This window comes from Allobosea sp. 2KB_26 (assembly GCF_052115715.1).
Classification (GTDB): domain Bacteria; phylum Pseudomonadota; class Alphaproteobacteria; order Rhizobiales; family Beijerinckiaceae; genus Allobosea.
Genome location: NZ_JBFRHE010000001.1, coordinates 182628 through 195379 on the forward strand (window position 1 = coordinate 182628; position 12752 = coordinate 195379).

The 12752-nt window shown below is 65.4% G+C and carries 12 protein-coding genes; 2 read left to right on the plus strand and 10 right to left on the minus strand.

Features of this window, described 5'->3' with window-relative positions:
- Positions 1-10 precede the first annotated feature (10 nt).
- From flgK to AB4099_RS00960, 7 genes are all read right to left on the minus strand, one after another.
- The gene (gene flgK, locus AB4099_RS00930; RefSeq protein WP_441476713.1) at positions 11-1885 is read right to left on the minus strand and encodes a flagellar hook-associated protein FlgK; all 1875 of its coding nucleotides are present in this window, start codon (positions 1883-1885) and stop codon (positions 11-13) included.
- A 71-nt stretch (positions 1886-1956) separates the two neighbouring features.
- Positions 1957-3372 carry a flagellar hook protein FlgE gene (locus AB4099_RS00935; RefSeq protein ID WP_113513560.1) on the minus strand — a complete coding sequence of 472 codons (1416 nt, stop codon included), beginning with the start codon at positions 3370-3372 and terminating at the stop codon, positions 1957-1959.
- Between the two features lie 182 nt (positions 3373-3554).
- Positions 3555-4556, minus strand: a complete 1002-nt coding sequence (locus AB4099_RS00940; RefSeq protein WP_441476714.1) for a YcjF family protein — start codon at positions 4554-4556, stop codon at positions 3555-3557.
- Between the two features lie 17 nt (positions 4557-4573).
- The gene (locus AB4099_RS00945) at positions 4574-6022 is read right to left on the minus strand and encodes a YcjX family GTP-binding protein (protein ID WP_441476715.1); all 1449 of its coding nucleotides are present in this window, start codon (positions 6020-6022) and stop codon (positions 4574-4576) included.
- Positions 6023-6047: 25 nt separating this feature from the next.
- On the minus strand, positions 6048-6575 hold the full coding sequence (locus AB4099_RS00950; protein ID WP_113513566.1) for a SixA phosphatase family protein: 528 nt from the start codon (positions 6573-6575) through the stop codon (positions 6048-6050).
- Positions 6576-6627: 52 nt separating this feature from the next.
- Complete coding sequence (locus AB4099_RS00955) at positions 6628-6864, minus strand: helix-turn-helix domain-containing protein (protein WP_113513568.1); 237 nt, start codon at positions 6862-6864, stop codon at positions 6628-6630.
- Between the two features lie 9 nt (positions 6865-6873).
- Positions 6874-7440: a DUF2975 domain-containing protein gene (locus AB4099_RS00960; protein WP_441476716.1), complete on the minus strand. Its 567-nt coding sequence runs from the start codon at positions 7438-7440 to the stop codon at positions 6874-6876.
- Positions 7441-7531: 91 nt separating this feature from the next.
- Here AB4099_RS00960 and AB4099_RS00965 point away from each other — a divergent pair, with 91 nt between their 5' ends.
- Complete coding sequence (locus AB4099_RS00965) at positions 7532-8125, plus strand: hypothetical protein (protein ID WP_441476717.1); 594 nt, start codon at positions 7532-7534, stop codon at positions 8123-8125.
- A 12-nt stretch (positions 8126-8137) separates the two neighbouring features.
- Here AB4099_RS00965 and AB4099_RS00970 read toward each other — a convergent pair whose 3' ends face one another.
- Positions 8138-8983: an AAA family ATPase gene (locus AB4099_RS00970; RefSeq protein ID WP_441476718.1), complete on the minus strand. Its 846-nt coding sequence runs from the start codon at positions 8981-8983 to the stop codon at positions 8138-8140.
- Between the two features lie 146 nt (positions 8984-9129).
- Here AB4099_RS00970 and AB4099_RS00975 point away from each other — a divergent pair, with 146 nt between their 5' ends.
- Positions 9130-10917 (plus strand): cation:proton antiporter domain-containing protein, encoded by a 1788-nt coding sequence (locus tag AB4099_RS00975; protein WP_441476719.1) that lies wholly within the window; start codon positions 9130-9132, stop codon positions 10915-10917.
- Here AB4099_RS00975 and AB4099_RS00980 read toward each other — a convergent pair.
- Entirely contained in the window at positions 10856-11935 is a 1080-nt protein-coding gene (locus AB4099_RS00980) for a glycosyltransferase family 4 protein (RefSeq protein ID WP_441476720.1), read from the minus strand. The genes AB4099_RS00975 and AB4099_RS00980 overlap by 62 nt on opposite strands.
- Positions 11935-12747, minus strand: a complete 813-nt coding sequence (locus AB4099_RS00985) for a UDP-2,3-diacylglucosamine diphosphatase (protein WP_441476721.1) — start codon at positions 12745-12747, stop codon at positions 11935-11937. Before AB4099_RS00985 ends, AB4099_RS00980 begins: the two co-directional genes overlap by 1 nt.
- Between the last annotated feature and the right edge of the window lie 5 nt (positions 12748-12752).

Here is a 12752-nt window from a genome sequence, read left to right on the forward strand (position 1 = left end):
ATGGCGTCCCTCAGACTCTCATCAGCATGTCCATCATCTCCTTCACGGTGGAGATGATGCGGGCATTGGCGGCATAGGCGTTCTGCAACTCGATCAGCGTCGCCATTTCCTGGTCGACATTGACCTGCGAGGTCTCGGCGAAGCGGCTCTGCACGGAGGCAAGCGCCACCTGCTGGCCTTCATCGAGGCGCTTGGCATTTTCGACCGCCTGCCCCTGCGATGCGACGACGCGCTGCACAAAATTCGAGACGGTGATGTTGGAGGTGGCCGTCGAGCCGTCGAGGCCGACCGCGTTGGTGACGCTTCGCAGTCCCTTCGTCAGCCGGTCGAGCAGCATCTGCGGCCGGGTGGCGTCGCCCTGCGGCGTCGCTGGCGTGGTGTTGAAGACGACCAGCTTCGAGCGGTCTGCGATCAGGCCAGGATTGACCGTGATACGGCTGGCAAAACCCACGGCCTGGGACCGACCTTCGAACGAGCCGGTATAGGCGCCGTTGCCGTTCCCGGCGTCGACGAAGAAGGGCAGTTCGGGCGATCCGTTGGCACCGGACAAGCTGGTAGCGGTCGGTCGCGCGGTCAGGCCGAGCACGTCGCGGGTATTGCCCGCTCCGTCGTCGACGATGCGCAGCATCGAACCGGTATTCGAAACCGTGAACCCGCCGCCGATCGCGGCCTGGATCTGAGCTGCCACCGAAGCCGGCCCGCCCGAGAAATCAATGCCGACCACGGTGTTGTTGGCATCGCCGCTGGCCGATGCCGGCAGCGGCAGCGATGCGCCGGATTCCACACGAACGAAAGTAAAGCGCCGCGTCGCCCCACCAGGAGTGACCTGGTAGTCGAGCGTCACGCTGTTGCCGGACTGAAGCCCGGCGAGGTCGACATCGAAGCCTGACGCCGCGCCTGCAGTAACGGCAGTTCCCGCGATTTCCCGATCAGACAAGGCGCTCGAGAGCTGCGCGGCCATCTCGTCGAGCTGGGCCTGCATCTGCACCAGCGTCTTGTCACGAAGCTCGAGATTGGCCGCAATTTCGCCTGACCGGAATACCTTGTTGGCGATCGCGTCGATCTGGTTGCCGGAATTGTCGGTCATCGTGATGGTGCCGACACCACGCGTCGCCGCGTTAGGGCTCCATTGCGACTCCGGGCCAAGCGCCGAGCGCCCGTCGAAGCTGAACTTCACCGCCGGACGGCCGTCGAAGATCTGGGCACCTGATCCGGTGACGATGCTGAGCGAGCCGCGCGCATCCTCGCTGGTCTTGATGTCCATGTATTGCGAGAGCTCGGAGACGATCCGGTCGCGCTGGTCCTTCAGACCCGCTGTCGCCTGGTCGGTCTGCCCCTGCACGATCCGGGCATTGACGCTGGTCAGCGAGTCCAGCAGCTGGTTGATCTGGTTGACGGCACCGCCGATCTTCGTCTCGGCCTGGGTGCGTTCAGCCTGAACGCCGGCAGACAGCCCGTTCAGGCGGTTTGCGAGCTGGCTGGCTGCATCGAGCACAGCCGTGCGGTTTGTATAGGATGACGGGTCGTTCTTCAGCGCCTGGAGCGAGGTGGTGAAGGAGCTGTAGACCGAATCCAGCGCCGTCGCGCTTCCCGGTGCTCCGAACAGCTTGTCGAGGTTCGAGAGCGCATCCGCCCGGGTCGAGGTGTAGGCGGCGCCGGCGCTTTCCTGCCAGAGCTGATGCTGGACGATCTTGTCGAGCAGGCGCTGAACGGCCGTGCTCGACGTGCCGATCGTCGCGCCGCTCAGCGTATCTGAGGTGCTGACGACGCGCCGGACATAGCCGGCGACGCCGGCATTGGCGACATTCTGCGAAACGACGCCGATACCGGTCTGCGTGACATGCAGCCCGGAAATCGCAGTGCCCAGGGAAGTACTCAGACCCATCGTCAACTCCTGCCGTCACCGGCGATCCTCCTGGATCGCCCAGAACCGCCTCCGCCGGCGGACAAGGCCGCTCAGCGGATGATGCTGAACACGTCGCGCAGCATTTCCTGCGCAGTGCTGATCACCTTGGTGTTGGCCGAGTAGGCCTGCTGAGTGACGATCATCTTCGAGAATTCGTCGGCGATGTCGGTGTTGGATTGCTCGACATTTCCGCCGATGAGCTGGGAGGTGCCGAGACCGATGATCGGCGGTCCGGATTCGATTGTCTCCTCGAAGGCGCCACCGTCGAGGCGCTTCAGGGCGTTGCCGGCGTTGAAGCGGGCCACCGAGAGCTGAGCCATCGCGACGACCTGGCCGTTGCTGAAGGTGCCGATCACCTGGCCTTCGGCCGAAACCGAGACGCGATCGAGCGTGCCGGCGGTGTAGCCGTCCTGGCGGATGCTGCGCGCGTCGATCTGGCCGCTGACATCGCCGTTCTGGGTCAGGCCATTGCCGCCGGTCGTGAGGTTGATGCCGGAGATCGCCGTGCCCGCGATCGTCATGTTCGGCAGCGTGATGTTGCCGCCGGCGGGGCTCGTCATCTGGCCGGTGGTACCGAAAGTGATATCGACATTCGCATTGCGATAAGCCACGGCGCCGCCCGTCGCGCTGGTATTCTCGGCAACGAAGAGGTTCCAGGTGTCGACGGTCGCCGGAACGGCCGGCGGACCCACCTGGGCCGGCGCCGCATTCGTGGTCTTGGCCCAGCGCAACTCGACGCTCGTCGCCTTGCCGAGCGCGTCATAGACGGTAACGGACCCGCCCGCGATGGAATCGCTCAGGAATCGGGTGACGTCGGCGCCGGTCACGAGACCGGTTCCGCCGGCGGTCGTGGACAGCGGATTGGAGGTGTAGCCGGTGGCCTTCAGCAGCTCGGAACCCGGAACTGTGGTCTTCGCGTTCGTCGTGCCGGGATAGGCCGGGATATTGGCGCGATACTCGATCGAGGTCGTCGCCTTGGCCGGGAACTGTTCCTTGGTGATGCGCAGCACTTCTGGCTGGGTGCCGACCAACTGGCCCGTGACGGCGTCGATCTTCAGCCCCTTCAGATAGTAGCCCGCGCCATTCACCAGATAGCCATTGGCATCGAAGTCGAAATCGCCGCGGCGGGTATAGAGATTGCTGTTGGTGAACTGGGTATTGGCTCCAAGGCCGCTCTGGCGCTGGTCGACGACGAAGAAGCCATCGCCGTTGATCGCAACGTTGGTGTCGATGCGCGTGGCCTGGAGATCGCCCTGGATCGTGTTGGTCGCGCGGCTATAGGCCGCGACCGAACCCGCGATCTGGCGATTCAGAGCCGAATCCGGAACCAGATCCGAAAACGTCGTATCGACACGCTTGAAGCCGGCCGTCCGCGAATTCGCGATATTGCCCGAGATATTTTCGAGCGCATAGGACTGCGCCTGCATGCCGGAAACTGCCGTCGTCAGCGCGCTGAAGACACCCATGATACCCTCGCCTCAACCCTGGCGCCCGGATGGGCGCCCAATACGTCGAGGCAGCCACTGCACGGCCTGTGCCATGCAGCAGGATTCTATTTTTCAACGACTTGGATGGTTTCGAAACCGTATCACGGTGGATTCCGCCCGGCAGTTTCCGTGCCGGCCGGCAAATCTTGCCGAGCCATGACTCAACTGGAAGCAGTGCCGCGCCAGGACGGAAGGTCGCTTGCAACATCCGACAGGGTCGGTGGCTTGGCTTCGATGAATGGCAGGGGCCGACAGACGGCGAGCGCAGCGAGCCCGACGCGCGCCGTCAGCAGGCCATTGAGCACGCCCTCGCCGAGCTTGGCCGACAGCCGTGCGGCGAGCCCCTGCCCGACCACCTGCTGAACCAGTGCATCACCGGCCGCGATGCCGCCTGTGACCACCAGATGCCCCAGCACCTGCCGCGCCAGCCGCAGCAGGCCCAGCGTCCCGGGACGGCCGGCATAAATGCCGGCGATCGCTCGCAGCAATCTGGCGCAGGCCACGAGCACGAAGACGATATCGATCAGGGCCCGGGGGCTGACAGCCGTAACCAGCGAGACCCGGCGCGCAGCCAGCGCGATCTGCGCCTGCGCCGCAGCATCGAGCGGCGTCATCAGGCTCCGCTCCGCGACCGTCAGAACATCATGCGGCGCAAAGAGCTGAGGCAGGCTGTCCTCCAGCTCTGCCCTGTTCTTTGCGGTCTCGGGCCGCGCAGCATAGAGGCGCTGGAGTTCGCCCGTGATCGCCTTGGCTTCGTCGAGAGTGCCACCGGCAAGCACCGCGGTGGCACGCAGCCGCAAGGACTCGACGCGCCGCTCGCGGAGGATGTCGCGCAGAACCTTGCCCAGCATCACCAGAAGGGCGAGTACGGCGACCGCCGCCGAGGCCAATGCCGCATAACCCAGCACCGGGCTCTCATTCATCAGCGAGGAGATGGTCCGCTCGGCCCAGACGCCGATCGAGAGTGTCAGGAAGGCGGACAGGCCCGCAACGAACACGCTGCCCCAGCTGAGGCCCTTACGGTTCGCAGCCGGGACGGCGGCCGGCTCGACCGGGTCGAGCGGTTCGCTTTCGGACAGGACAGCGACCCCCGTCGTCATGCGTGGAGGGTCCTCGCCCGGCACGGTGGCATCGAGACGCACGGCGCGGGGAGCCTTGCTCATGGGTCCGCCTCCCTCCATCACGCCAGCCTGTCACCGATCAGGAATTCGAGCGCACGGTCGAGGCGAATCTGCGGCGGAGGCTGGCTCCGCCCTCCCGCATCCGGCAGCACCAGCGGCGGCCTGAAGCGGGGCGCCCGCACCTGCCAGGACTGCGCCTTCGGATCGAAGATCGCCTCGGGCCGCTCAGGCAGCTCGCCCGGGAAGATCGCCGCTTCGGCGATGCCGTCGAAGACCTCGTCGCCGACCCTCTCGCCCGCCTCCGGCACGCCCGCGATCGCCGGCAGGTCCTCGCGTCCCTGCTTGATCCTGACTTCCCTCGTCGCCCGGACCGCCGCCAGCGCCATCGCCTCGACCTTGGCGCCGGCGCCTTGCGCCCGCGCGGCCGCGCGGGCCACGAGATGTGACATCACCGCCGCCAGCCGGTCGTGACTGGTATGGTGGATATGGTCGGCCTTCGTCGCCGCGAAGAGGACGCGCTCGATGCGTGGCGCGAACAGGCTCGTCAGCCAGGAGTTGCGGCCGACGGAAAAGGCCGTGAGGGCCTGGCCAAGCGCCGTTTCAAGATCGGCGAGCGCCGGTGGGCCTGCATCGAGGGCCGCCAATGCATCGACCAGCACGATCTGCCGGTCCAGGCGGGCGAAATGATCACGGAAGAACGGCGTCACCACGACCCGCTTATAGGCCTCGTAGCGATCTGCCATCAGCCCTGCCAGCGTGCCTGGCGCGACCTCGGTATCGGGAGCAATCTCGAGCGGCGCGAAGGTCAGCGCCGGTGAACCTTCGAGATCACCCGGCATCAGGAACCGCCCCGGCGGGGTCACGGCGACGGCTTCCGGATCGGCGCGCAGCCTTGCGAGATAGGCCTTGAACAGATCGCTCGCGGCTTCCGCGGCGAGTTCGTCAGGCGGCCCCGACGGATCGCGGACAGCAAGGTCATCGAGCCAGGGCTTGGCTGAACCGATCCGGTGGGCCTTGCGCGCATCTGCGATCGCCTGCCGCGACCAGGCCTTGTAGTCGACGCCGATCAGCGCGAGGTCGAGCAGCCATTCGCCGGGATAGTCGACGATATCCAGTGTCAGCGTCGCCGGCCCCTTGAACCAGCCGGACGCTCGCTCGTAGTCGATCTCGACCCGCAACTCCGCAATGCGCCGGGTCGACTCGGGCCAGCGCCGGTCGGGGCCTGACAGGGCGGCGCGGTGAGCCTCATAGGGAAAGCGCGGCACATCGGGATCCGGTTGAGGCACCAGCCGCACACGTGTGATCCGGCCATCGGCCGCCGCCTTGAGCACCGGTAGCCTGGCGCCCTCGATGAGATTTTGGATCAGCGCCGTGGTGAAGACCGTCTTGCCCGAGCGCGACAGTCCGGTGACTCCCAAGCGCAGGCGCGGCCGGGCTAGTCCAAGCAGGCTGTCACCGAAGGCCAGCGCAGCATTGCGCGCCTCGTCGAGATAGGAGGGGGGGCTCATGCGGTAAGGAATGGAGCAGGACCGCTCATTCGTCCGGCCCCTCACCCAGCGACGCGGGTGTCACGAAACGCTCGAGCCGGCCGCCGCGCGGCGCGACATCACGCCAGTCTTCAACGGCGAAATCGAGCACGGCCAGTCCACAGGTCGGGTATTTCTGTGCCATTCGCGCCGCCGCATAACGGTCACCATGGCCGGTCAGCTTGGCAGCCAATTCCTCGAAGCCGGGATTATGCCCGATCATCAGCAGCGTGCGGACATTGGCTTCGGTGTCGTGGACGACCTGCAGCAACCGCTCGGGCTTGGCCTCGTAGATGCGCGGTTCGAGATGGCTTCCGGGTCGCTCCGGCAGCATTGGCCCGACCAGTTCCCAGGTCTCGGTCGTTCGGCGCGCAGGCGAGACCAGCACGAGATCGGGCAGCAGCATCTCTTCTGCCAGATAGCGCCCCATGACAGGGGCTGCTTCGCGGCCTCTGACCGCTAGCGGTCGCTCCCGATCGGTGAGACCGGTGGACCAGCTCGACTTGGCGTGGCGAAGAAGCAGAAGGCGCAGCATAATCAGAACCTAACCATCTGCTTCGGGTTTTGCGAGAGGCCTCACACTACTCTCAGGCCTCCGCGGTCCCGCCGCCCTCCTCTTCGCCCGGCTCGTAGCGCAGCAGGTCGCCGGGCTGGCATTGGAGCGTGTCGCAGATGCGCGAAAGCGTATCGAAACGCATGCCACGGACCTTCCCTGACTTGAGCTGAGAGACCTGCTGCTCGGTCAGGCCGATGCGCTGGGCCAATTCCTTCGAGCGCATCTTTCGACGCGCCAGCATGACATCGAGTTCGACGATGATCGGCATCGCCCTGTCCTACACGAAACTCTGATTCTCGTCAGAGAGGCGCATTGCCTCGCGCAGCACCAGCCCGAAGGCGACAAGGACTGCGCCCGCGGCGAGCGCGCCGAACATGCCGGGATCGAGCGTGATTGCAAGCTGCCTGCGGCCGGCCGGATTATCATAGGTCAGCGCCACGCTCTGCAGGGCCCGCGCAACCGGGGTCGCTGCACCAAAGAGAATGAGCAGCCAGCCGATCCGACTGAGTTCGACGGCATTGACGACTTCGAGGACCCGTCCCTTTCCGAAGCGCCCGAACAGGTTTGCCAGACGCAGCATCGCGTAGATGAACAATCCCGCCGGAACAGCGCCGACAGACAGTGCCAGCCAGTAGCTGCGCATCGCCGTCGTCGGCGGCGCGACAGTCACGCCAATAGTGCCGCGCGCATGATTGGCGAGGCTTTCAGGGTCGCTCCACAACCAGGCCATGCCGAATCCCATGAGCAATGCTGCGGCATAGCTGGCGAACCGTGCTGCCATGCTGACGCGCTTCAGCCTGGCCAGCGGCGCCTCGCTCGACCTCAAAGTGTTTTCCGCGCTCATTTCATTCTGCCCTCGATTGACAAAATTAAACTAATAGATGAATTTTTGAATGTCTAGGCCACAACCTCATTTGAAATTAACGAGCCTCATCATGCGTCCCTCCCTGTCCGCTTCCATGATCGTGGCCGCCTTTGCCGGCGCGTGCGGCCATGTCCCGCTGAGTTCCCTGCCGAAACTGTCGCGGATCGACATGCGCAGCACGACCCTGGCCGATCTGCGCGCCGCCATCAGCCTGCCGTCCGATATCCGCTCTTTGCCGGGCAGCGTCACCATGACGATCGTGATCAACCCCAGGGACGGCGGACGCCATGAGCGCAAGGTCGTGCTGGAGGAAGTGCGCGACGCCACCGAACTCGCCGCAACGCCGGTCATGGTCTCGCCGGGACGGCGTCTGACCGTGTTCCGACTCAGCCCCGCGGATGCAACCAAGCTCTCGGTCTTCCGCGAGGAGCTGCTTGTCGGGGCCAGCAACAGCGGCAATCGCGGCTCGCTCGCGCTCGGTGCCGACAAGGCCTGTCGCACCGGTGAACTCGGCAACAAGCCAATCCTGAGGACGAGCTATCTGAAGACCTCGGAAACGCAAGACTATGTCGTGGTCGCGCGCGATTTCGACCTGCGCGAAGCGGTGCGCGCAGTCGACCCCAAGATCGATCTCGCGGTGGCGATCCCGCCCTGCGATCCCTGAGCGGTCAGCCGCTCAGCGGCTCTCCCGCCTCACCATGAAGGCGAGCTTCTCGAACAGGCTGACATCCTGCTCGTTCTTGAGCAGCGCTCCGTGCAGCGGCGGGATCAGCTTGCGCGGGTCGCGCTCACGCAGGACCTCCGGGCCGATATCTTCGGCGACCAGCAGCTTCAGCCAGTCGAGCAGCTCCGAGGTCGAGGGCTTCTTCTTGATGCCCGGAACCTCGCGCACCTCGAAGAACAGGCGCAGCGCCTCCTCCATCAGCCGCTTCTTGATACCGGGGAAATGCACCTCGACGATCGCCTGCATCGTCTGCGCATCGGGAAAGCGGATGTAGTGGAAGAAGCAGCGGCGCAGGAACGCGTCCGGCAGTTCCTTTTCGTTATTGGAGGTGATGATCATCACCGGGCGCTGCGCGGCCCGAACCGTCTGGCCGGTCTCGTAGACATGGAACTCCATGCGGTCGAGCTCAAGCAGCAAGTCGTTCGGGAACTCGATATCGGCCTTGTCGATCTCGTCGATCAGCAGCACGGGTCGTTCGCTCGAGGCGAAGGCGTCCCAGAGCTTGCCGCGCTTGATGTAGTTCGAGATGTCGGACACCCGCGGATCGCCGAGCTGGCTGTCGCGCAGGCGGCTGACCGCATCATACTCGTAAAGACCTTGCTGGGCCTTGGTCGTCGATTTGATGTGCCAGGTGATCAGCGGCGCCTTCAGAGCCGATGCTATCTCCTCCGCCAGCACAGTCTTGCCGGTGCCCGGTTCTCCCTTGACCAGCAGAGGCCGCTCCAGCCGGATCGCCGCGTTGACTGCGACGGTGAGATCCTCGGTTGCGACATAGGAATCGGTGCCGGCGAAACGCATGGAAACCCCTTCGAACGATGCGGGCGGACGCTACGGGCCGTCTCCGGGAACGGCAAGTTTTTTGCTGGAGTCCGCACAAGCGCTTGTATCGCAAGCTCTTGGACCGCAAACATGAATCGCCCCTGAATCGGCAGTGCGAGGATAGCTTGGCAGCCACGATCGACCCCTCGGCCTATAAAGACGCCATCGTCGTCCTCGCCACGGCCGGCGTAATCGTGCCATTTGCCAAGCGCTTCCGTGTCAATTCGATCGTCGCCTTCATGGCCTGCGGCGCGCTGCTCGGCCCGTTCGGCTTGGGCGGCCTCGTCTCCTCCGTGCCGTTGCTGCGCACCATCACCGTGTCCGACGCCAACGCATTGGCCGGGCCGGCCGAGATCGGCGTCGCCTTCCTGCTTTTCGTCATCGGGCTCGAGCTCTCCTTCGAGCGGCTGATGACCATGCGCAGGCTCGTCTTCGGCCTCGGGCTCGGGCAGGTCGCGTTCTCTGCCGCGATCATCGGCGGCTTTGCCTTCCTGCTGAAGCAGCCGGCGGCCGCGGCGTTGATCATCGGCTTCGGCCTTGCCTTGTCCTCGACCGCCATGGTCGTCGAACTACTCTCGGCAAGGCGCCGCATGATGACATCGGCAGGCCGGACCAGCTTCGCGATCCTGCTCTGCCAGGATATCGCAGTCGTGCCGCTGCTCTTCCTCATCGCCGTCCTCGGTGCGCAGAATGGCGGCTCGCTGGTCGCCGGCCTTGCGCAGGCCCTCGTGCACGCCTTCGCAGCGATTGCAGGCATCGTCGTGGTCGGGCGCCTTGCGCTTCGTCCCCTCTTTCGTCTCGTTGCCTCGACCGACAGCTCCGAGAGTTTTCTTGCCGCAACTCTGCTGGTGGCACTCGGCACGGGACTTGTGGCGGCAACGGCCGGCCTCTCCATGGGCCTCGGCGCCTTCATCGCCGGCCTGCTCCTGGCTGAGACAGAGTATCGGCGTGCCATCGAAGTCACGATCGAGCCGTTCAAATCCCTGCTGATCGGCGTCTTCTTCCTGACCGTCGGCATGAGTGTTGACCCCGCGCAGCTCGCGGCTGAGCCCGCGATCATCCTCGGCATTGCCGCCGGCCTTCTCCTGACCAAGGCGCTGGTTGTGCTGGGCCTGGCCCGGCTCCTGTCTCTCTCCGCCTCGACAGCGATCGAAGCCGCGATCATGGTCGCTCCGGGCGGCGAGTTCGCCTTCGTGCTGCTCAACGCGGCTGTCGGCGCGAAGCTGGTCGATCACCACGCGGCAAGCCTCGTGCTTGCCGCGGTATCGCTCACCATGGTGACGTTGCCATTATTCGCCCGTGTGGCACGCCACATGGCGGCACGCTTCGCGGCACCAGTGGCCCTGCCCGAGGAAGCGACGATCCTGCCGCCGGACGATCATGCGGGGCGCGCGATCGTCATCGGTTGCGGCCGGGTCGGCAGGCTCGTCGGTTCGATGCTGGAAGAGCACAAGAAGCCCTATATCGCCCTCGACTCCGATCCGATCCTGATCGCGGGCCAACGGCGCGCGGGCCGGCCTGCCTTCTTCGGCGACGCGACCAAGCCAGACTTCCTGAAACTCTGCGGCGTGGTCGACGCAAGCGCCCTGATCGTCACGATCCACAACCACCGTGCGGTCGATGAGATCGTCAAGGCGGCAAGGGCTCTGCGCCCCGATCTCGTCATCGTGGCGCGCGCCCGCGACGCCGCCCATGCCCGGCATCTCTATGAGCTCGGGGTCAACGACGCAGTGCCGGAAACCATCGAGGCCAGTCTGCAATTGTCGGAGGCAGCGCTTGTCGGGCTTGGCGTGCCGATGGGCCTCGTCATCGCCTCCGTGCACGAAAGACGGGACGTGTTTCGGCGCGAGCTCAAGCCCGCTGCTGCTCCCGCGCCTGCGCTTCCCCGGCACGGGCGTTCGCGAAGGTTGTGATGCTCTGGGCCGGAGCGCGCTGGGAGATCCGCCGGATATGTCCGTAGAACTGCTCAGCACTGCTTTGCCAGCTATGGCCTGCGGCAAGTCCCAGGCAGGCTTCGCGCGGAATGCGCAGGGCCGCTAACGCTGCGCCGCGCAGATCCTCGTCCAGCACAGCAGCACCGCTGCCGGCAAAGACATCGCTCGGCCCCTGCACTGGAAAGGCCGCGACGGGCAGCCCGCTTGCTGCGGCTTCGAGCAGCACGATGCCAAAGGTGTCGGTCAGGCTCGGAAAGACGAAGACATCCGAAGACGCATAGATCGCAGCCAGTTCCTCGCCCTCGCGCGTGCCCAGGAACGTCACGTCCGGGAAGGCGCGCTGCAGGTCGGTTCGTGCGGGACCGTCACCGACGACGACCTTGCTGCCGGGCAGGCGCAGCGACAGGAAGGCATCCAGGTTCTTTTCGACCGCGACGCGCCCGACACTGAGGAAGATGGGACGCGGGAGATCGAGCACGCTTGGCTGGCGCGGATGGAACTGCTGGAGATCGACGCCTCGCCCCCAGCGCAGGATGCGCTCGAAGCCGTTCTCTTTCAGTTCGGCCTCGACCGTCGCGGTCGAGACCATGACCCCCGCAGCCGCCCCATGAAACCGGCGCAGGAACTGGTAGCTCCAGCGTTCCGGAATGGGCCAGCGGGCCGCGACATATTGCGGGAACCTTGTGTGGTAGCTCGTCGTGAACGTGCGCTTCTGGGCGAGGCAGACGGCGCGGGTCAGCCAGCCGATCGGCCCTTCCGTCGCGATATGGATGTGGTCCGGCCCGAAATCGGTGATGCGCCGGGCGATAGCGCCCTGGGTTGCCAGCGCGATGCGGATATCGGGATAGGATGGCAAGCCAATCTGCCGAAACCCCTCGGGCGTCAGCATATGCGGCGTCACGCCGAATGACGGCCCCGCCTCGGCCATCCGCTCCAGCGACCGGACGACCCCGTTGATCTGGGGGCGCCAGGCGTCCGTCGCGATGAGGACGCGCATCAGGCCGCCTCGCTGACCAGGGCCGGCAGCGGGATCGGCCGCGCGGGCTCGCTCTTCAGCCGGTATTGCGGCCAGCGAATAACCTCGAAGCGGCCGTCATGGTGTTCGACCACCGCCGTGCAGCTTTCGACCCAGTCGCCTGTATTGATGTAGGTGAGCCCGTCGATCTTGCGATGTGCGGCGTGGTGGATATGGCCGCAGATCACGCCGTCCGCACCATGGCGGCGCGCCTCGGCGGCAAGGCAGGTCTCGAACTCGCCGATATAGTTGACCGCGTTCTTGACCTTCTGCTTGGCCCAGGCCGAGAGCGACCAGTGCGGCAGGTGGAGCAAGCGACGGACCTTGTTGACGACCGTATTGGACGCAAGCGCGACGGTGTAGGCCCAGTCGCCCAGCAGCGCGAGCCATTTAGCGTTGCGCACGACCAGATCGAACAGATCGCCATGGATCACCAGCATGCGTTTGCCGTCGGCGGCCTCATGCAGAGCATGGTCCGCGATGTGGATGCCGCCGAACTCGCTCCCTGCGAAATCGCGCAGGAAATCGTCGTGGTTGCCGGTGATGTAGATCAGCCGCGCCCCTTTGCGCACCTTGCGCAACAGCTTCTGCACGACATCATTATGCGCCTGCGGGAAGTACCAGCCGCTCTTCAGCCGCCAGCCGTCGATGATGTCGCCGACCAGATAGATCTGCGGGGCATCATAGGCCCGCAGGAATTCGAGCACGAGATCGGCCTGTGCTCCACGCGTTCCCAGATGCAGGTCGGAGATGAAGATGCTGCGAACCTGCTTCGCCTCGTCCTCGTCGCTCATGCCGC

Excerpts from the sequence above, each read along its gene's own strand:
- AB4099_RS00970 (WP_441476718.1), bottom strand. The coding sequence starts at position 8,983 with ATGCGTTTCGCCGGCACCGATTCCTATGTCGCAACCGAGGATCTCACC.
- flgK (WP_441476713.1), bottom strand. The coding sequence starts at position 1,885 with ATGGGTCTGAGTACTTCCCTGGGCACTGCGATTTCCGGGCTGCATGTC.
- AB4099_RS00935 (WP_113513560.1), bottom strand. The coding sequence starts at position 3,372 with ATGGGTGTCTTCAGCGCGCTGACGACGGCAGTTTCCGGCATGCAGGCG.
- AB4099_RS00965 (WP_441476717.1), top strand. The coding sequence starts at position 7,532 with ATGCGTCCCTCCCTGTCCGCTTCCATGATCGTGGCCGCCTTTGCCGGC.
- AB4099_RS00960 (WP_441476716.1), bottom strand. The coding sequence starts at position 7,440 with ATGAGCGCGGAAAACACTTTGAGGTCGAGCGAGGCGCCGCTGGCCAGG.
- AB4099_RS00950 (WP_113513566.1), bottom strand. The coding sequence starts at position 6,575 with ATGCTGCGCCTTCTGCTTCTTCGCCACGCCAAGTCGAGCTGGTCCACC.
- AB4099_RS00945 (WP_441476715.1), bottom strand. The coding sequence starts at position 6,022 with ATGAGCCCCCCCTCCTATCTCGACGAGGCGCGCAATGCTGCGCTGGCC.
- AB4099_RS00940 (WP_441476714.1), bottom strand. The coding sequence starts at position 4,556 with ATGAGCAAGGCTCCCCGCGCCGTGCGTCTCGATGCCACCGTGCCGGGC.
- AB4099_RS00985 (WP_441476721.1), bottom strand. The coding sequence starts at position 12,747 with ATGAGCGACGAGGACGAGGCGAAGCAGGTTCGCAGCATCTTCATCTCC.
- AB4099_RS00980 (WP_441476720.1), bottom strand. The coding sequence starts at position 11,935 with ATGCGCGTCCTCATCGCGACGGACGCCTGGCGCCCCCAGATCAACGGG.
- AB4099_RS00955 (WP_113513568.1), bottom strand. The coding sequence starts at position 6,864 with ATGCCGATCATCGTCGAACTCGATGTCATGCTGGCGCGTCGAAAGATG.